16 protein-coding genes are annotated in these 18802 nt (G+C 73.3%); 8 read left to right on the top strand and 8 right to left on the bottom strand.

Going from position 1 to position 18802, the window contains the following annotated elements; translation table 11 throughout:
• Positions 1-85: 85 nt before the first annotated feature.
• Entirely contained in the window at positions 86-373 is a 288-nt protein-coding gene (locus ACY1JF_RS02755) for a hypothetical protein (RefSeq protein ID WP_462703322.1), read from the top strand.
• Here the strand turns inward: ACY1JF_RS02755 and ACY1JF_RS02750 are convergent.
• A complete protein-coding gene (locus ACY1JF_RS02750) occupies positions 370-1410 on the bottom strand; it encodes a hypothetical protein (RefSeq protein ID WP_462703321.1) in 1041 nt (346 codons plus the stop codon). The genes ACY1JF_RS02755 and ACY1JF_RS02750 overlap by 4 nt on opposite strands.
• A 202-nt stretch (positions 1411-1612) precedes the next feature.
• A complete protein-coding gene (gene pepN, locus ACY1JF_RS02745; RefSeq protein WP_462703320.1) occupies positions 1613-4192 on the bottom strand; it encodes an aminopeptidase N in 2580 nt (859 codons plus the stop codon).
• A 178-nt stretch (positions 4193-4370) separates the two neighbouring features.
• On the opposite strand from pepN, the gene ACY1JF_RS02740 reads away from it, so the two are divergent.
• Positions 4371-5009: a mycothiol-dependent nitroreductase Rv2466c family protein gene (locus tag ACY1JF_RS02740; protein WP_462703319.1), complete on the top strand. Its 639-nt coding sequence runs from the start codon at positions 4371-4373 to the stop codon at positions 5007-5009.
• A 255-nt stretch (positions 5010-5264) separates the two neighbouring features.
• On the opposite strand, the gene ACY1JF_RS02735 is transcribed toward ACY1JF_RS02740, so the two are convergent.
• On the bottom strand, positions 5265-5906 hold the full coding sequence (locus ACY1JF_RS02735; protein WP_462703318.1) for a superoxide dismutase: 642 nt from the start codon (positions 5904-5906) through the stop codon (positions 5265-5267).
• 186 nt (positions 5907-6092) lie between these two features.
• A complete protein-coding gene (locus ACY1JF_RS02730; RefSeq protein ID WP_462703317.1) occupies positions 6093-7475 on the bottom strand; it encodes an amino acid permease in 1383 nt (460 codons plus the stop codon).
• Between the two features lie 323 nt (positions 7476-7798).
• On the opposite strand from ACY1JF_RS02730, the gene ACY1JF_RS02725 reads away from it, so the two are divergent.
• Complete coding sequence (locus ACY1JF_RS02725; protein ID WP_462703316.1) at positions 7799-8380, top strand: biotin transporter BioY; 582 nt, start codon at positions 7799-7801, stop codon at positions 8378-8380.
• 202 nt (positions 8381-8582) lie between these two features.
• Here the strand turns inward: ACY1JF_RS02725 and ACY1JF_RS02720 are convergent, their stop codons facing one another.
• On the bottom strand, positions 8583-9320 hold the full coding sequence (locus ACY1JF_RS02720) for a hypothetical protein (RefSeq protein WP_462703315.1): 738 nt from the start codon (positions 9318-9320) through the stop codon (positions 8583-8585).
• Between the two features lie 210 nt (positions 9321-9530).
• Between ACY1JF_RS02720 and ACY1JF_RS02715 the strand changes: the two genes are divergently transcribed.
• On the top strand, positions 9531-11333 hold the full coding sequence (locus tag ACY1JF_RS02715; protein WP_462703482.1) for a protein kinase domain-containing protein: 1803 nt from the start codon (positions 9531-9533) through the stop codon (positions 11331-11333).
• On the opposite strand, the gene ACY1JF_RS02710 is transcribed toward ACY1JF_RS02715, so the two are convergent.
• The gene (locus ACY1JF_RS02710; RefSeq protein WP_462703314.1) at positions 11320-12819 is read right to left on the bottom strand and encodes an amino acid permease; all 1500 of its coding nucleotides are present in this window, start codon (positions 12817-12819) and stop codon (positions 11320-11322) included. The genes ACY1JF_RS02715 and ACY1JF_RS02710 overlap by 14 nt on opposite strands.
• Positions 12820-12971: 152 nt before the next feature.
• Here ACY1JF_RS02710 and ACY1JF_RS02705 point away from each other — a divergent pair, with 152 nt between their 5' ends.
• Positions 12972-13457, top strand: a complete 486-nt coding sequence (locus ACY1JF_RS02705) for a ribose-5-phosphate isomerase (protein ID WP_462703313.1) — start codon at positions 12972-12974, stop codon at positions 13455-13457.
• Positions 13458-13530: 73 nt separating this feature from the next.
• Positions 13531-14340, top strand: coding sequence for an Fpg/Nei family DNA glycosylase (locus ACY1JF_RS02700; RefSeq protein ID WP_462703312.1), 810 nt, complete (start codon positions 13531-13533; stop codon positions 14338-14340).
• Between the two features lie 32 nt (positions 14341-14372).
• Here the strand turns inward: ACY1JF_RS02700 and ACY1JF_RS02695 are convergent, their stop codons facing one another.
• Positions 14373-15623 carry a GNAT family N-acetyltransferase gene (locus ACY1JF_RS02695; protein WP_462703311.1) on the bottom strand — a complete coding sequence of 417 codons (1251 nt, stop codon included), beginning with the start codon at positions 15621-15623 and terminating at the stop codon, positions 14373-14375.
• Positions 15624-15787: 164 nt separating this feature from the next.
• Here ACY1JF_RS02695 and ACY1JF_RS02690 point away from each other — a divergent pair, with 164 nt between their 5' ends.
• Positions 15788-16984, top strand: coding sequence for a SpoIIE family protein phosphatase (locus ACY1JF_RS02690; protein WP_462703310.1), 1197 nt, complete (start codon positions 15788-15790; stop codon positions 16982-16984).
• A 32-nt stretch (positions 16985-17016) separates the two neighbouring features.
• Positions 17017-17517 carry an HD domain-containing protein gene (locus ACY1JF_RS02685; protein WP_462703309.1) on the top strand — a complete coding sequence of 167 codons (501 nt, stop codon included), beginning with the start codon at positions 17017-17019 and terminating at the stop codon, positions 17515-17517.
• 52 nt (positions 17518-17569) lie between these two features.
• On the opposite strand, the gene ACY1JF_RS02680 is transcribed toward ACY1JF_RS02685, so the two are convergent.
• Complete coding sequence (locus tag ACY1JF_RS02680; protein ID WP_462703308.1) at positions 17570-18667, bottom strand: acyltransferase family protein; 1098 nt, start codon at positions 18665-18667, stop codon at positions 17570-17572.
• Between the last annotated feature and the right edge of the window lie 135 nt (positions 18668-18802).

Below are 18802 nucleotides of genomic sequence, written 5' to 3'. Positions count from 1 at the left end.
GCCGTCGGTGGTCCGCGCACAAGCGCAGCCAGCGAGAAGAGGCCGTCCGAGGCCCGGGTGAACGGTCGTCTGACCGTTCGATAGGGTGGGGCCACTCGGTCCGTTCCCCCGGGGCCAACGAACCCCGTTCAAGACATCCACCGATGTCCCGCAAGAAGCCCCCTCCCACAACTCCGTCCACATCGGTGGCGACGCCCACGCCCCCGTCGTCACCGGCGACGGCAACCGCGTCGACGTCCGCACGCCCGAGCCGACCGCACAGCCTCCCGGCCCGGCCATGCACAACACGGCGGACTGGGGAGCCACCGTCTACGCCGTGAGGAGCGGCAACCAGTACCTCGACCGGCCCGCCCCCGAGGCGGCGGACGGCTAACGGGGCAGCACCACGAGATACGCGGCGGGCTCCCGGTCGCCCGCCGCCATCAGCGCCGTACGCACCACCACCGCCTGCTGCTCCGGAAAGTCCCGCAGCTCCCGCGGGGCGAGGTGGATGACGGTGACGCCCAGCCGCGCCAGGCGTTCGCGCTTGCGGGCGGCGCGGGACGCCTGCGCGTCGTCGTTCCGCCGGTGGCCCCGCGTGTCCAGTTCCACCGCGACCGCGTGGTCCGGCCAGTAGGCGTCCAGCCCGCCCAGGCGGGGGCCGCCGGGCAGGCGCAGCTCGACGTTCCAGACCGGGTCCGGCAGCCCGTACTCGCGCACCATCCGGTACAGCCGGTCCTCCGTGATCGCCCGTCCCTCGGCCACCAGCGACTCCACCGCGTCCACCACGTGCGGCCGGCTCAGCAGCCGGGCCCGACGCAACTCCCGTACCACCGACGCCGGTTCGCAGTGGCCGCCGCGCACCGCCTCGGTCAGCAGGCGGTGCACGGCGCCCGCGTCGGTCAGCACCGTCACCGCGTCGGCCAGGGCACGGGCGACCGGCACCACGGGAACGCCGGTGACGGTCTGCGGCTCCGGCGGCGCGGTCGCCCGCACGATCCGCACCCAGCCGGCCGGCCGCAGCCGCCGCTGCCGGGGCACCAGGACGTCGATGGTGTCCAGGGACGGCAGCGGGGGAGCGCCGGCGACCCCGTGCAGGGTCAGCGCGGCCAGTCCCGTGATCATCGCCCCGGACCGCCCGGCACCGGCCTCCCCGCCCGGACCGGGCTGCGCCGGCACACCGCCCGCGGTCCGCTGCGGCACCGTGTACAGCAGCGCGGCCCGCAGCCGTTCCTCACCGGTCGGCGGGCCGGGGTGGAGCAGGACGACGCCGGGCAGCAGCCGCTGCCAGGGCCCGCCGGGCCGGCACCGCTCGTCGGTCTCGGCGGCCGTGACGCCGTGCGCGCGGAGCTGGGCGGCGGTCAGGACACGCCCCGAGTCGGCGGCCAGGTGGTGCGAGGGACGGGGCGAGAGCGGGGTGTTGTGCGTCATGACCGGAAATTTCCCGTATCCCGGCTCTCTTTTAACCCCTGTGACGAGACCGCCACCGAATCCGGACAAGACCGTCTTTCCGGACGTCAGTTCGGAGACCGGAAACCCCTGGCCCGCGAGGTGCGGGCCAGGGGTTACGGGGCGGATCGCGCCGATTGTGCAACAGGGCCGATGACGCAACGGAAGGGCGCGGCGGTGTGCCTCAGCCGGCGGCGGCCCCGTCGCACGCCTGCCCGCGCAGCGCCCTGTCCAGGTCGTCCCGCGCCTCCAGCACCAGCCGCCGCAGCGCGGGCGCGGCGTCCTGGTGGGCCGCCAGCCACGCGTCGGTCGCCGTCAGCGTCTGCGGCGAGTCCTGGAGCCCCGGGAACAGCCCCCGGACCACGTCCATGCCGATCTGGATCGACCGCTCGCTCCACACCCGCTCGATCACCGCGAAGTACTTCTCCGCGTACGGTGCGATCAGCTCCCGCTGGGAGGGCTGCGCGAAGCCCGCGATGGTCGCCTCGACGAGGGCGTTGGACAGCGCGTCCGACTCCACCACCTGCGCCCACGCCCGCGCCTTCACCGCCGCCGAGGGCCGGGCGGCCAGGCAGCGCACCTGGTGGCGCTTGCCGGAGGCGGTGTCGTCGCGGGCCAGCTCGGCGGCGAGCACCGCCTCGTCCGCCGCGCCGTGCGCCGCCAGCGGCTCCAGGAACGCCCAGCGCAGCTCCTGGTCCACGTCCAGGCCGTCGATCTTCTCGGTGCCCTCCAGCAGCCCGCGCAGCAGCGCGAGGTCCGCCTCCTCGGCGGCCACCGCCGCGAAGAAGCGCGCCCACGCCAGCTGGGGCTCGCCGCCCGGGGCCGCCGCCCGCAGCTCCCGCAGCGCGCCCTCGGCCAGCAGCCGCGCGCCGGTCCGCCGCCAGGCGGGGGCGGCGTAGTGGGTCAGCGCCGACTCGGCCCAGGCGTGCAGCATCTGGAGCACGCCGATGTCCGACTCGCGCCCCGCGAACCGCAGCACCAGGCCGACGAAGTCCCGCGCGGGCAGCAGCGCGTCCCGCGTCATGTTCCACAGCGCCGACCAGCACAGCGCGCGGGCCAGCGGGTCGGTCATGTCACCGAGCCCGTCGCGCAGCGCGGCCAGCGAGGTCGCGTCGAACCGGATCTTGCAGTACGTCAGGTCGTCGTCGTTGACCAGCACCAGTTCCGGCGCCTGCTGACCGGCCAGCTCCGTGACGACCGTCCGCGGCCCGTCGACGTCCGCCTCGGCCCGCGCGTACCGCTCCAGCGAACCGTCCCCGCCCCGCCGGTACAGTCCGATCGCCACCCGGTGCGGACGCAGTTCGGGGTGCGACTCGGCGGCCTCCTGCACCACCGCCAGCTCGTCGATCCGCCCGTCGGTGGTGAGCAGCACCTGCGGGGTCAGCGCGTTGACCCCGGCCGTCTGGAGCCAGGACCGCGCCCACGCCGCCATGTCCCGTCCGCTGGTCTCCTCCAGCACCGACAGCAGGTCGCCCAGGCGTGTGTTGCCGTACGCGTGCCGCTTGAAGTAGCGCCGCGCGCCCTCCAGGAACGCGTCCTGGCCGACGTACGCCACGAGCTGCTTGAGCACGGAGGCGCCCTTGGCGTACGTGATGCCGTCGAAGTTGAGCTTGGCGTCCTCCAGGTCACGGATGTCGGCCGTGATCGGGTGGGTGGAGGGCAGCTGGTCGGCACGGTACGCCCACGCCTTGCGGCGGTTGGCGAAGGTGATCCAGGCGTCCTTGAAGCGGGTCGCGCCGACATTGGCGAAGGTGCCCATGAAGTCCGCGAAGGACTCCTTCAGCCACAGGTCGTCCCACCACTCCATGGTGACCAGGTCGCCGAACCACATGTGCGCCATCTCGTGCAGGATCGTGTTGGCGCGGCCCTCGTAGGACGCCCGCGTCACCTTCCCGCGGAAGATGTACTCCTCCCGGAAGGTCACCAGCCCCGGGTTCTCCATCGCCCCGAGGTTGTACTCGGGCACGAACGCCTGGTCGTACTTGCCGAACGGGTACGGGTAGTCGAAGTGGTCGTGGAAGAAGTCCAGCCCCTGCTTGGTCACCAGGAACACGTCGTCGGCGTCGAAGTGGGGCGCCAGCCCCCTGCGGCACAGCGCGCCCAGCGGGATCTCCAGCCGCGACCCGTCCGCGAGGGTCCGCTCGTAGGTGTCCGTCACGTAGTGGTACGGCCCCGCGACGACGCAGGTGATGTACGTCGAGATGGGCTTCGTCTCCGCGAACCGCCACACCCCGTCCACGCGCTCCCCGGCGCCGCCCGACCACACCGTCCACTCCTCGGGCGCCCGCACCTCGAACCGGAAGGGCGCCTTCAGGTCCGGCTGCTCGAAGCCCGCGAACACCCGGCGCGAGTCGGCCGGCTCGTACTGGGTGTAGAGGTAGACCTCGCCGTCCTCCGGGTCGACGAAGCGGTGCAGTCCCTCGCCGGTACGGGAGTAGGCGCACTGGGCGTCGACCACCAGCTCGTTGTCGGCGGCCAGGTCCTCCAGGGTGATCCGAAAACCGTCGAAGACCTCGCTGGGGTCGAGGTCGCGGCCGTTGAGGGAGACGGCGGTCACGCTCGGCGCGACGAGGTCGGCGAAGCTGGCGGCGCCCGGCTCGTTGCAGCGGAAGCGGACCGTGGTGACGGACCGGAAGGTGCGCGGCCCCGCGCCGTCCGCGTCACCGACCGCCGACCGCACGTCGAGGGACACCTCGTACCCGTCGACGGACAGCAGGGCGGCCCGCTCCCGGGCCTCGTCACGGGACAGATTCTCACCGGGCACGGGCGGCACTCCCTCGGCTCGTCTTCAGGATGTCGTGTTCAGGATCTCGTGTTCAGGATGTGGACAGCACCGATCCTCCCACGCGCCCCTGACGGCGGACAGCCGGGGAATGAGCGGGACGGGAGGCGGTGTTGCACGATGGGATCACCCGCCGCTCACGCGCCCCACGAGGAGAGACATGCCGGAGAAGACCCCCGTCGACTTCTGGTTCGACCCGCTGTGCCCCTGGGCCTGGATGACCTCCCGCTGGGTGCTGGAGGTCGAGAAGGTCCGCGACATCCAGGTGCGCTGGCACGTGATGAGCCTGGCCGTCCTCAACGAGGACAAGCTCGACGACCTCCCCGAGGAGTACCGGGAGATGCTGGCGACCAAGGCGTGGGGCCCGGTCCGTGTCGTCATCGCCGCCCAGGAGGAGCACGGACCCGAGGTCCTCGGCGCCCTCTACACCGCGCTCGGCACCCGCATCCACAACCAGGGCGAGGGCCCGACCAGGGAGGCGACCGCCGCCGCCCTGGAGGACGCCGGCCTGCCCGGGTCCCTCATGGACCACTGGGACGGCACACCGTACGAGCCGCAGCTGCGCGCCTCCCACAAGGAGGGCATCGACAAGGTCGGCCAGGAGGTCGGCACCCCGGTCATCGCCGTCCCCGGCGCCGACGGCGAGCAGCTCGCCTTCTTCGGCCCGGTCGTCACCCCCGCCCCCAAGGGCGAGGAGGCCGCCCGCCTCTGGGACGGCACCCTCGCGGTCGCCTCGGTCCCCGGCTTCTACGAGATCAAGCGCACCCGCACCAAGGGCCCGGACTTCAGCAACCTGTAGCCGCTGCCGGGACGTGCGCCGGCGATCAGCGCCGGCGGGACGACACCGTCCCCGGCGGCCAGGACACGCGACGGATCCGGATCGCCCACTTCGCGGACCTCGCGCGCGTCCCGGTCCGCCGTCGGTCCCCCGCACCGGACGGAGATGCGGACAGGGAGCCCCCGTGAGTCAGGTCCTCACGGGGGCTCCCCTTCTTCCGCCTGCCGTCGCGAAGGGTGAGAAGACGATCACGGGGCAGGACGTCTCGGCGGCGCCTCAGGGCGCCGGCAGCAGCACGTCGGCGCGGGACCTGGCCGCCTCGTGACGCCGGGCCACGTCCTGCCAGTTCACGACCGCCCACATGGCGTCGATGAAGTCCACCTTCTGGTTCCTGTACTGGAGGTAGAAGGCGTGCTCCCAGGCGTCGAAGACCAGGATCGGGACCGAACCCTGGCCGACGTTGCCCTGGTGGTCGTAGACCTGCTCGACGATCAGCCGGCCGCTCAGCGGCTCGTGGGCGAGCACGCCCCAGCCGGAGCCCTGCGTCGTCGCGGCGGCCTTCGTGAGCTGCGCCTTGAAACCGGCGAAGGAGCCGAAGGACTCGGCGATCGCGTCCGCGAGGTCCCCGACGCCGTCGGCGGCCAGCGGTTCGCCGCCGCCGTCGCCGGTCATGTTGTGCCAGTAGATCGAGTGCAGGATGTGCCCGGAGAGGTGGAAGGCGAGGTTCTTCTCCAGACCGGTGACCGATCCCCACCGCTCCTTGTCCCGCGCCTCGGCGAGCTGCTCCAGGGTGTCGTTGGCGCCCTTCACATAGGCCGCGTGGTGCTTGTCGTGGTGCAGTTCGATGATCTCGGGACTGATCACGGGGGCCAGCGCGGAGTAGTCGTACGGCAGTTCAGGAAGCGTGTACACGGGCATGACGGACCGATCCCCTTCGACCTCTTATTGCAAAAAGCTTGCAAGTGCACGCTAGCAGCAAGAGTCCGGGAAGGGGGGCCGGAGAGCGATTCCCCGGGCGTGCCGCCGGAACGCGCGAGGGCCCCCGCACGGCGCGCTGTCCGTGCGGGGGCCCTCGCGGAAGCCCTCGCGGAGGCCGGGCGGCGGCTAGCCGCGCGCCCGCCGCCGCTGCCGGGCACAGCCGATGGCCGCCAGGGCCAGCGTCATCGCGCCCGTCGAGTACAGCTGCACCCGGGTGTCCGGCTCGCGGGCCATCAGGACGAAGACCGCGGCCATGCCCGCCAGCGCCACCCAGGTCAGCCACGGGTACGCCCACATGCGCACCACCAGCCGCTGCGGCGCCTCCCGCTCCAGGCGCCGCCGCAGCCGCAGCTGGGAGACGGCGATGAAGACCCAGACGACCAGGATCACCGCGCCGATCATGTTCAGCAGCCAGGCGAAGACGTCGTCCGGCCGCCAGTAGCTGAGCAGCACGCAGACGAAGCCGAAGAGGGAGGAGACCAGCACCGCGACCCGCGGCACCCCGCCCGACACCCGGCCCAGCGCCGTGGGCCCCTGCCCGCGCTCGACCAGCGAGTAGCCGATGCGGGAGGCGCCGTAGATGTTGGCGTTCATCGCGCTCAGCAGCGCGACCAGCACGACGACGTTCATGAGCTGTCCGGCGCCGGGGATGCCGAGTTCGTCGAGGGCGGCGACGTAGGGGCCCTTCTCCACGACCTCCGGGGAGTCCCAGGGGACCAGGGTGACGATGACCGCCATCGAGCCGATGTAGAAGAGCGCGATCCGCCACATCGCCGTCCGCACGGCGCTCGCCACGCCCCTGACCGGGTTCTCCGACTCGGCCGCCGCGATGGTCACCGTCTCCAGACCGCCGTAGGCGAAGACCGAGGCGAGCAGGCCGATGATCAGACCGTTGCCGCCGTTGGGCAGGAAGTCGCCCAGGTGGGAGGCGCCGGGGGAGTCGGTGCCCGGCAGGACGCCGGCCACCGCCAGCACGCCCAGCACCAGGAACAGCGAGATCGCGCCGACCTTCAGCGCGGCGAACCAGAACTCGAACTCGCCGAAGTTCCGCACGGCGGCCAGGTTGGTCCCGCAGAACACCACCATGAACAGCGCCACCCAGGCCCACTCGGGCGTACCGGGCAGCCAGCCGTGGACGATCTGCGCGGCGCCGATGCCCTCGATCCCGACGGCCGTGCACAGCAGCACCCAGAACGCCCACCCCGCCGTGAACCCGGCCCACGGGCCGATCGCCCGCTCGGCGTGCGCGGAGAAGGAGCCCGACGAGGGGTACGCGGCGGACATCTCGCCGAGCATCCGCATCACCAGCGTCACGAGCAGGCCGGAGACGGCGTAGGCGATGACGATCGACGGCCCGGCGGCGGCGATCCCGGCCCCGGACCCGACGAACAGCCCGGCCCCGATCACCCCGCCGAGGGCGATCATCGACAGGTGGCGCTGCTTGAGGCCGTGGGAGAGCGAGGCGCCGTCGGCGGTCCCCGGGAGCGGATCGGTGGTGGTGCTGGGCATGGGCGCGGCTCGTCCCTTGCTGGGAGGGGGCAAAACGACAACAGTCTGGGCGTGCGCCGGACCGGGCGGAATGACCGACCAGTATCCGGAATGACGCGTTCCGGAGCGTGGCGTTCCGGTCACCCGGCGGCGGTGCGGCCGGACACGTCATGGCACCCCGGTGACCGGTGTCACCTCCTGTGCCGGTGTGGGGCGTCCCCGTTGTCCGAAGCCGACCAACCGCGCGGCGCCGCCTTTGTCGGGCGCCGACGGTGATCCGTGTCGGTGCGGCGGTATAGCGTCGCGGTGTCCCGAACCGTCCCTCACCGCCCAGCGGAGGCCCCATGAGCACCGCCACCGTCCTCGCCCGTCCCGGCCGGGTACTCGCCGACCTGCTCCCTGCCTCACGGGTCAGGGACGCCGCGCTGGTGGCCGGCGGCGCCGCGCTCACCGGCCTCGCGGCCCAGATCGCCGTGCCCGTCCCCGGCTCCCCGGTGCCGGTGACCGGCCAGACCTTCGCCGCGCTGCTCGTCGGCACCGCCCTCGGCGCCGGGCGCGGCGTCCTCTCGCTCGCGCTGTACGCGCTGGTGGGCATGGCGGGCGTGCCGTGGTTCGCGGGCGGCGGCTCGGGCGTGTCCATGCCGTCCCTGGGCTATGTCCTCGGCATGGTCCTGGCCGCCTCGGTCATGGGTGCCCTCGCCCGCCGCGGCGCCGACCGCTCCGTCTGGCGGACGGCCGGCGCGATGCTCCTGGGCGAGGCGGTCATCTACGCCGTCGGCGTCCCCTACCTGGCCCTGTCCACCGGCATGTCGGCCGGCGCCGCGATCGCCGCGGGCCTCACCCCGTTCCTCATCGGCGACGCCGTGAAGGCGGCCCTGGCGATGGGCGTGCTGCCCGCCGCCTGGAAGCTGGCCGGCCGGCGCTGACGCCGGCCCCCTCGCACGCAGGAGGCCCGGCCCGGGCGCCGGGCCCGGCCGGGGCGCGGGCGGGGCGCGCGGCTGCCCCCCGCCCCCGCCCCCGCCGGCGGCCCGCCGCCCCGCGGCCCCCGGGCGGCCGCCGCCCCGGCGCGCCTCTCGCACGCGGGGGCGCGGCCCGGCGGCCCCTCGCGCACCGGGACGCGCCGCCCGGTCACCGCGCCGGCCGCCGCCGCGACCACCAGATCCCGGCCGACCCCGCGGCCACCAGCGCCGCGCCGGCCGCGCCCAGCGGCAGCATGTCGTCGAGCCCGGCACCGGTCCGGGGCAACTGGTCCCGGCCGTCCTCGCCGCCGTCGCCGTCCGGCGCCACCGGCTGGTTGTCGGTGCCCAGCAGCAGCGGGGTGGCCGGGGCGTCCGGTGACGGGTCCGCCGTCCCGAACGGCACCGGGCCCTGCTGCCAGAACGTCTTCCTCCCGTCGGCGCTCAGCACCGGCAGGCAGATCTCCCCCCGGTCGTCCAGGTCGTACGTCGCGTCGACCGCGTACGCCTTCGTCGCACCCGCCGCCAGGTTGTCGAGTTCGCAGTCGTACCCGCTGTTCGCCCCCTGCGGAAGATTGTCCTTTGCGATCGGGGAACAGCCTTCCACGCCATTGACGGTGAGTCCGCCGAAACCGACCACCCACAGCTTGATCTTTCCGCTGTCCGCGTTTCCCCCGTTCTTCACCGTGGCGGTGATCTCCGTTTTTCCCGAGCTGTTGTCGACCGATATCTTCTCGGACAGGGTCGTGCGCGGTTCCACCCCCGCCGGTGCCGCGTCGACCGCCTTTCCCCCCGCACCGCTCCCGGGCCCGTCGTCCTCGGCGACGGCGGTGCCGGACAGCATCAGCACCGCCGAGAAAGATGCCGTGACCAGCGACCCCGCGACGGCCCTCGCGCGTAGCGCACTCATGTTCGCCCCCCTTTGCCGCACCTGAATCCGCAATACTCGAAGAGGTACCACAAGATATGCGCGCACTATGCTGGTACGCCTCGAAGTGTGACCGTTGTGTTTCAGTCCAGGGGGTGCGGCGGATTGCCGGGAAACAAGCGCAGCGGCGGTGTTCCAGGGTTATTGGTGACGGGGCGCTACCGGTTGGCCGAGAGTATCGGCCAGGGTGGGATGGGGCGGGTGTGGCGGGCCGCCGACGAAATTCTGGACCGTCCGGTCGCGGTCAAGGAAATGCGGATGGACGGCATCGACGCGGAGGACGCCCTGACCCGCCGGGAGCGCGTCCTGCGCGAGGCCCGGGCCACCGCGCGGATCGACCACCCCCACGTCGTTCGGGTCTACGACGTCGTGGAGGAGGCCGACCGGCTGTGGATCGTCATGGAACTGGTCGTCGGCCGCTCCCTGGAGCAGATCATGGCCGAGGAGGGCCCGCTGAGCCCCCGGGAGACCGCCCGGATCGGGCTCGGCCTGGTCGCGGCCCTGCGCCAGGTGCACGCGCGGGGCGTGCTGCACCGCGACATCAAGCCGGGCAACGTCCTGGTGGAGTCGGCCGGAGGGCGGGTCGTCCTCACCGACTTCGGGATCGCCGCGATCCAGGACGCCAAGGCGCTCACCATGGTCGGCATGCTGGTCGGCTCGCCCGACTACATGGCTCCCGAGCGGGTCTCCGGCCGGCCGCAGGGCCCGCCCTCCGACCTCTGGTCGCTCGGCGCCACGCTCTGCGCGGCCCTGGCCGGCCGTTCCCCGTTCGCCCGCGGCACGACGCTCGCGACCCTGCACGCGGTGCTTTACGAGGAACCGGAGCTGCCGCCCGCCGCGGGGCCGCTGACCCCCGTCCTGGCCGCCCTCCTGGAGAAGGAGCCGCCCGCCCGGCCGGGCCTGGAGGAGATCGAGTCGGCCCTGCGTCCCGTGGCGTCCCCGCCGCACACCCCGACCCTCAAGGTCACGGAGACGGAAACGGCGACGGCCCCGCCGGCGGCGGAAGACGCGACGGCGAGGGAAGACGCGACGGCGGGGGAGGACGCGACGGCGGGGGAGGACGCGGATGCACAGGGCGCACCGGCCGCGCCGTCAGCCGCCCCGCCGGCCTCCCCGACAGCCGCCGCCACCGGCAGGCCACCGCGCTCCCCGGAGCCCCCCGGCCCCACGGCTCCGGCCACCACCCCGGGCCGTCACCCTGCCCCCGGCCCCACGGCTCCGGCCACCACCCCGGGCCGTCACCCTGCCCCCGGCCCCACGGCTCCGGCCACCACCCCGGGCCGTCACCCTGCCCCCGGCCCCACGGCTCCGGCCACCACCCCGGGCCGTCACCCTGCCCCCGACCCCCGCGCCCGCCTCCGCCCACGCCGCCGTACCGCCCTCCTCATCGCCGCCGCGGCCGCGGTCACCGCCGGGGCCGTCATGGCGGCCGTCCTGATGACCGACACCGGCGGCCGGGGCGACGACGGCGACCACGCGGGAGCCTCCGCGCCCGCCTCCGCCTCTGCCTCCGCCTCTGCCTCCGCCTCTGCCTCCGCCCCCACCGTCGAAGGCACCTCCCGCCCGCCCGGCCTGCCGCCCGGCGCGCGACCGGAGGCCGGCGGCTTCGCCTGGGCGCCCCCCGACGGCTGGCGCCGGGACGTGAAGACGGGCGCGGAGGTGCACTACACCGCGCCGGACGGACGGCAGGAACTGGTCGCCAAGTCCGCCCTCGCCCGCGGCGACCTGCTGGAGACCTGGCGGACCTCCGAACGCAACGCCCACCAGGGCGAGGACTACCGCAAGATCAGGCTGGCCGAGACGACGTTCCGCGGACACCCGGCGGTGGTCTGGGAGTACACCTTCACCCTCAAGGGCGTCCCCTGGCACGCCCGGCTGCTCGGCTTCACCGCCGGCGGCACGTCGTACCAGGTCAACACCTGGTACCGGCCGGAGACCGAGGAGGACGCCCTGCAGACCTACGAGAAGGTCAAGAAGAGCTTCACCCTGCTCTGACCCCCGGCCCGCTCCCACCCCCGGACCCGTCCCCGGACCCGGACCCGCGCCCACCCCCGGACCCGCGCCCGCCCCCGACCCGTTCCCGGACCAGCGCGATCACCAGTACCACCGCCGCCACCAGCAGCGACAGCAGGACCGTCGTCCGTCCGTCGTGCTCGGTGTCGGTCAGCATGTAACCCAGCACGAAGACGATCAGCGCCGCCGTCGCCCAGGTCAGATACGGGTACAGCCACATCCGCACGACCAGCTTCCGCGGCGCCTGCGCCTCGATGATCCGCCGCATCCGCAGCTGCGAGAAGCAGATCACCAGCCAGACGAACAGGGCGACCGCGCCCGAGGAGTTGACCAGGAAGAGGAAGACGGAGTCGGGCCACTCGTAGTTGAAGAAGACGGCGAGGAAGCCGAACGCCACCGAGGTCAGGATCGCCGTCCGCGGCACCCCGCCCCGGGTGGTCCGCGCGAACGACCGCGGCGCGTCCCCGCGCTCGCCCAGCGAGAAGGCCATCCGGGACGCGGTGTAGAGCCCCGAGTTGAGACAGGACAGTACGGCGGACAGCACGATGACGTTCATGATCTGCCCGGCGTGCGGGATGCCCAGCGAGTCCAGCGCGGCGACGTAGGAGCCGTCCTCGGTGACCGACGCGCTGTTCCAGGGCAGCAGGCACACCACGACGAGGACCGACCCCAGGTAGAAGACGGCGATGCGCCAGATGACGCTGTTGGTCGCCTTGGCCACCGCCCGCTGCGGGTCGTCGGACTCGCCGGCCGCCAGCGTCGGGATCTCACTGCCCATGAAGGAGAAGACGACGAGCAGGACGCCGGTGAGGATGGCGCCGGGCCCGTTGGGCAGGAAACCGCCGTGCTCCGTCAGGTTGGACAGCCCCGCCTGGTCGGTGTCGGCCCCGGGCAGCACACCGAACACGGCCAGCCCGCCGACGACGATGAACACCGCGATGGCGACGACCTTGATCCCGGCGAACCAGAACTCGAACTCCCCGTAGGAGCCGACGGAGACGAGGTTGGTGGCGGTCAGCACCACCATCACGATCAGCGCCCACCCCCACTGGGGCACGGCCGGCACCCACTGCTCCAGGATCGTCGCCCCGGCGGTCGCCTCGACCGCCAGCACCACCACCCAGAAGAACCAGTACAGCCAGCCGATCGAGAAACCGGCCCACCGCCCCAGCGCCCGGTCGGCGTGCGCGGAGAACGAACCGGACGTCGGATTGGCCACGGACATCTCGCCCAGCATCCGCATCACCAGCACCACCAGCGTGCCGACGAGCGCGTAGGACAGCAGGATGCCGGGGCCGGCGGCGGCGATACCGGTCCCCGAGCCCACGAACAGGCCGGCGCCGATGACACCACCGATGGCGATCATGGTCAGGTGACGGTTCTTGAGGCCGGGCTTGAGCCCGGTGCCGGATGCGGCGCCGGCGTCGGGGCCGGGCGCGGCTTCGGTGCGAGGCGGCTGAGAGGTCATGGTCGGACCAGTGAAACCGAGGCTGTCAATTTCCTGAACCTTTGATTCCGATACGTTATGCAAAGATTCTCTGTTTCTTCTGTGGTGCTGTTCGTTCCCCGCACGGCCCACCCGGCACCGCCGCTCCCCGCCCCGCGTGTCACACTCGACGCATGCGCGTGTATCTCGGCTCCGACCATGCGGGCTACGAACTCAAGAACCACCTCGTCGAGTGGCTGAAGGCCGCGGGCCACGAGCCCGTCGACTGCGGGCCCCACGTCTACGACGCCCAGGACGACTACCCGCCCTTCTGCCTGCGCGCCGCCGAGCGGACGGCCGCGGAGGACGGCGCCCTCGGCGTCGTCATCGGCGGCAGCGGCAACGGCGAGCAGATCGCCGCCAACAAGGTCGAGGGCGTACGCGCCGCACTGGCCTGGAGCGAGGAGACGGCCGCCCTCGGCCGCCAGCACAACGACGCCAACGTCATCGCGGTCGGCGCCCGCATGCACTCCCGGGAGGAAGCGACGAAGTTCGTCGAGACCTTCCTCAACACCCCCTTCTCGGGTGACGAGCGCCACAGCCGCCGCATCGACATGCTGACCGCGTACGAGACGACCGGGGACCTCCCGCCGATCCCGGCCCACCACCCGCAGCAGTAGGCCGGCAGGTCCCCGCCGCCCCGCCGCGGGATTCGGCGGGGCGGGGCGGACGAGAGGAAAAGGAAGACAGCAGGTGCCAGAAGGGCACACGATCCACCGGCTGGCCCAGGACTACGGCGCCGCCTTCGCCGGCCGGGCCGTCCGGGTGACCAGCCCCCAGGGCAAGTTCTCCGACGCCGCGGCCCTCCTGGACGGCGCGGAGCTGACCGCCACCGAGGCGCACGGCAAGCACCTCTTCCTCGGCTTCCGCGACAGCGACTGGGTCCACATCCACCTCGGCCTCTTCGGCAAGGTCACCTTCGGCCCGGCCCCCGCGCCCCCGCCCACGGACACCGTCCGGCTGCGCCTGCTGAACGACACCGCCCACGTCGACCTGCGCGGCCCCACCGCCTGCGCGCTGATCACCCCCGCCGAGAAGCGGGCGATACACGACCGCCTCGGCCCCGACCCGCTGCGCGCGGACGCCGACCCGGCCGCCGCCTACGCCCGGATCTCCCGCAGCCGCACGACGATCGCCGCGCTGCTCATGGACCAGAAGGTCATCGCCGGCGTCGGCAACGTCTACCGCGCCGAGGTCCTCTTCCGGCACGGCGTCGACCCCTACCGCCCGGGCCGGGACATCGGCCCCGCCCTCTGGGACGCGCTCTGGCAGGACCTCGCCGGCCTGATGCGCGAGGGCGTCCGCACCAACCGCATCGACACGGTCCGCCCCGAGCACACCCCGGAGGCGATGGGCCGCCCGCCCCGCGTCGACGACCACGGCGGCGAGGTCTACGTCTACCGCCGGGCCGGCCGGCCCTGCCACATCTGCGGCGGCGAGATCCGCACCGCCGGCCTCGCCGCCCGCAACCTCTTCTGGTGCCCGGCCTGCCAGCGTCCCTGACCCGGCCCCCGCGGCCCGCGGACACCCCGCGTTCAGAAGTTGTGCGGCAGCCACGGGGCGACGTCGGAGCCGAACCCCAGCGACGCCTGTGCCAGGGCCCCCGGCCGCAGCTCCCGCACCCGCCCGGCCAGGCCCAGCGCGGTCAGCGGCACACCGCCGAGATAGGCCGAGCCCAGGTCCGCCGCGGACAGGGCGAGGTCCGCCGGATCGGACGTCCGGGCACAGGACGCCCCCTTCTCGTCGCCCACCAGCCGCCAGCGCCCCGCGTTCCACGGGCAGAAGGAGTCCTCGACCTCGAGGACCACGTCCACCGGCGCCCGGTACGTCCGCGCCTGAAGCGCGGCCCCCACGTCCACCAGCCGTACGTACAGCATGTCCCGCAGCTGCGGCAGGCACCGCCGGATGTCGGAGACCTGGTACTGCCACCCGTCGTCGGCCGGCCGGCGCCGCACGCTGAGCGTCGTCGTCAGGTCGATGTCGAACAGGAACCGCCACAGCGCCGCCCGGGTCGCCGGGTCGAGCCCCTCCAGGTCGGCCAGGACCACCGTGCCCTCGTCCCCGGCCTTCCCCCACCCCGGCCGCACCCGGAACCGCGCGTACCCCGTGACCTCACCCTCCCGCGACGCGACCACGCACTGCAGCGGTGACGCCCCCTCCCGCCCGCTCTCCGGGTCCAGCAGCCCCAGCCGCTCCCACCCCGGCTGCCGGGCCAGCATCCCCGGCCGCCCCGGCACCAGCCGGGCGTACACCGCCTCGCACGCGTCGAGGACCTCCGCGGGCGGTGCGTACCGCAGCCGTACGCCGTCCGTCCCGGCCGGGACGGACAGCCGTACCCGGCTGGTGTCGATCTCCGCGCTGACCTGGACGGTCGCCGCGCCGTAGCCGAACCGGCCGTAGATCGCCGGCTCGGACGCCGTCAGCGCCGCCAGCGGCTCGCCCCAGGAACGTATGTCGTCCAGCTGCCGGCGCATCATCGACGTCAGCACGCCCCGGCGCCGGTGCGTCGCGGCGACGCCGACCATCGTGACCCCCGCGGTCGGCACCAGCGCGCCGCCCGGCACGCTCATCCGGAAGCCGAACGCCCCCGCCGTCCCGACGCACTCGTCCCCCTCCCAGACACCGAGCGAACGGCCGACCTCGGTCAGGGAGTTGTACAGCGCCCGCTCCTCGGGCGCCTCCGGCACCCCGCCGAAGGCGCGCAGCAGGGTGTCGTACCACCTGTCCCACTCGTCCTGCCGCAGTACCCGCGGGGCCGTCGTCCGCTCCGTGCCGTCCGTCCTCATGGACCATGCCTATCAGGGACGACGCGGGGCGGGCCAGGGAAATTTCTCCCGGTGGCTCACACGGCGGTCCCGCTTGCAGTTCACTGTGAACTCCGGCCTCGGACGGGGGACAAGTGGTACCTCCCGTGCCAAGCGCCCGCTCCGATGGATAGGGTCCCGAACTGATGGCAGCAGGACGACAGCGGCGTGCGGAAGCCGACACGTTCACGGCCCGGTTGAAGAAGCAGTGGCACCGGGCCCGCGTCGCGCTGCGCAAATCCGCCGTCGACTACTTCCGCGGCGACGGCTCGGACTGGATCGCGCTGGCCGGGCTGCTGCTCACCGTCCCCGTCATCGCGGTCAGCACCATGGTCAACTCCGTGTGGGTCTCCCCGGCCGCGCTGGTCCTGCCGATCGTCGCCGGCGGCCTGCTGCTGCGCCCCTCCAGCCTGCTCGGCCTGTACGCGGCGGCGGCCACCGCGCTGATCGTGGAGTCCGTCCGGCTCGGCCCGTACACCGAGGGCCCCTCCCGGGTCACCCCGGGCGTGGTCCTCACCGTCGCCGCCTGCGGGTTCATCGGCCTGCTGATCGCCCAGTTCCGCAGCCGGGTCGGCGTGCCCTGGCGGCGCGGCGGCACCATGCTCTTCGACCTGCGCGAACGCATCCGGGTGCAGAGCAAGCTGCCCAAGCTGCCCCCGGGCTGGCACCGCGAGATGGCGCTGCGCCCGGCCGGCGGCCAGTCCTTCTCCGGCGACTTCGTGGTCGCCGCCCGGACCAACGGCGGCCGGACCCTGGAGGTCGTCCTCACCGACGTCTCCGGCAAGGGCATGGACGCCGGCTCGCGCGCCCTGCTGCTCTCCGGCGCCTTCGGCGGCCTGCTGGGCAGCCTGCCCCCGCACGCCTTCCTGCCCGCCGCCAACGGCTACCTGCTCCGCCAGGACTGGGACGAGGGCTTCGCCACCTCCATCCACCTCGTCCTGGACCTCGACTCCGGCGACTACGAGCTGTACACCGCCGGGCACCCGCCGGGCCTCCAGCTCAGCGCCGGCACCGGCCGCTGGGAGGAGAAGGCGGCCGAGGGGCCGCTGCTGGGCGTCTACGACGGTGCCCAGTTCGACCCGGTGAAGGGCTCGCTGCGCCCCGGCGACGTGCTGATGCTGTTCACGGACGGCCTGGTGGAGACCTCCGACCGGGACATCGCCGAGGGCCTGGACCGGCTCACCGGCGAGGCCGACCGCTATGTGGCCGGCGGCTTCCACGGCGCCGCCTGGCACCTGATCGAGGCCGTCGCCAAGGACGTCAACGACGACCGGGCCCTCCTGCTGATCTGCCGGGAGGGGCCCACCACGGCCCAGGCGCTGGCCCAGGCCGCGGACGCCTGACGGCGGGCGAGGGCCCCTGCGACACTGGGGCCATGACCGACCGACCCTCCCCGCCGGCCCCGCTGTCCCTGGCCGACGTCGAAGCCGTCGCCCGCGCCGCCCACGAGGGCCGAACCGACAAGGCGGGCCGCCCCTACGCCGAGCACCTCGCCGCGGTCGCCGAGGGCGTACGGCGCCGGGGCGGCGACGACGAGCAGATCGCGGCGGCCTGGCTGCACGACGCCGTCGAGGACGACGCCCTGCCGGACACCTGGCTGGCCGGGGCCCCGCTGAGCCGCCGTACCAAGGACATCGTGCTCGCGGTCACCAGACGGGCGGGGGAGACCCCCGAGGCGTACGCCGCCCGCATCCTCGCCACCCCCGGCGCGCTGCTGGTCAAGGAGGCCGACCTGGCGCACAACGCCGACCCGGACCGGCTGGCGGTGCTCGACGGGGCGACCCGCGCACGGCTGACCGAGAAGTACACGCGGATGCGCGCGCTCCTCGGCCTGCCGGCGCGAGGGAACGGCGGCCCGCGGGCTTGGGGGACTTGAGGGAACGGCGGCCCGCGGGCTTGGGGACTTCAGGGAACGGCGGCCCGCCGGCTCAGACGGAGACCCTCTCCCGGCGGCCCTCCTCCCGCGGCCGGCCCTGCTCGGCCCGCTCGCGCTCACGGACCGCTTCCGCCGCGTCCCGCCGGAACGCCCACGCCATCGTCGGCTCCATCGCGAACCGGAAGACCCGCCGCACCGGAGCGGTGCACAGCAGCGTGACGGCCGCCGCCGCCAGCACGCTCACCAGGATCTCGCCGAGCGGCCCGTGCAGCCGGGCGTGGTCGAACCAGCCCAGCGCGTCGCCGCCCTTGAGCAAGAAACCGTGCAGCAGGTAACCGTAGAGCGTGCCCGCGCCCAGCGCCGTGCACCACAGGTGCCGGCGCGGCACCCAGGCGAAGAAGCAGGCGGTCAGCACCAGCGAGCAGCCGAACAGCGCCAGCGTCATGACCGGCCCGGTCCACCAGGGCGCTCCCATCTCCTGGGCGGAGTCACGGTGGTAGAACCAGCCGGTCTCCATGCGCGGCACCGTCCACCAGCCGACCACCACGGCCGCCGCGAAGACCGGCACCGACGCGCTCCGCACCCACCGGCGGCGCGCCCACTGGAAGTGCTCGGCCCGCATCCGCAGCCCCAGCACGAAGAACGGCAGGAACTGCAGCACCCGCTGGAGGTCCAGGTCGTCGCCGATCTCCGGCGAGACGGACGCCAGCATGGCGATGGCCAGGGCGACGGGCAGCGGATACCGGATCAGCTTCCAGACCGGCGTGGTCAGCCGCCACACGAACAGCGCGACCAGGAACCACGTCAGGTACCAGGGGTCTAGGAGGCTGATCTCCTGGTCCGGTGCGCCGCCGGCGTAGCGGTTGAAGAGCGAGTACGCCGTCTCGAAGAGGACGTACGGCACGACGACACCGGTGATCAGCCGCCGCAGCCGGTCCGGGCGCATGTCGAAGCCGCGGGAGAAGAAGCCGGAGATGATGATGAACGCCGGCATGTGGAAGGCGTACACCACCTGGTACAGGCCTTCCAGGACGCGGCTGTCGCCCTTGAGCGGCTCCCAGGAGTGGCCCATGGCGACCAGCACGATCGCCAGGTACTTGGCGTTGTCGAAGAACGCGTCACGCTGTTTGGACGGGGCGGCGTGGAACATTCGAGGCACCCTAGCGCCGCCTGTGGGATTCCGTAAAACCCCTGGTGCCCTCCCTGCGCCCGCCCCGGGGCGCCTCGCCCCCGCACCCTCCTTGTCCCGATTGGTCATGACAAGAAGGGGCGGCGACCGGCCATG

It is taken from the genome of Streptomyces sp. SYSU D01066-1 (assembly GCF_054956795.1).
Note: the sequence above shows the minus strand (reverse complement) of the source record. Positions and strands in the feature narration are given on the sequence as shown.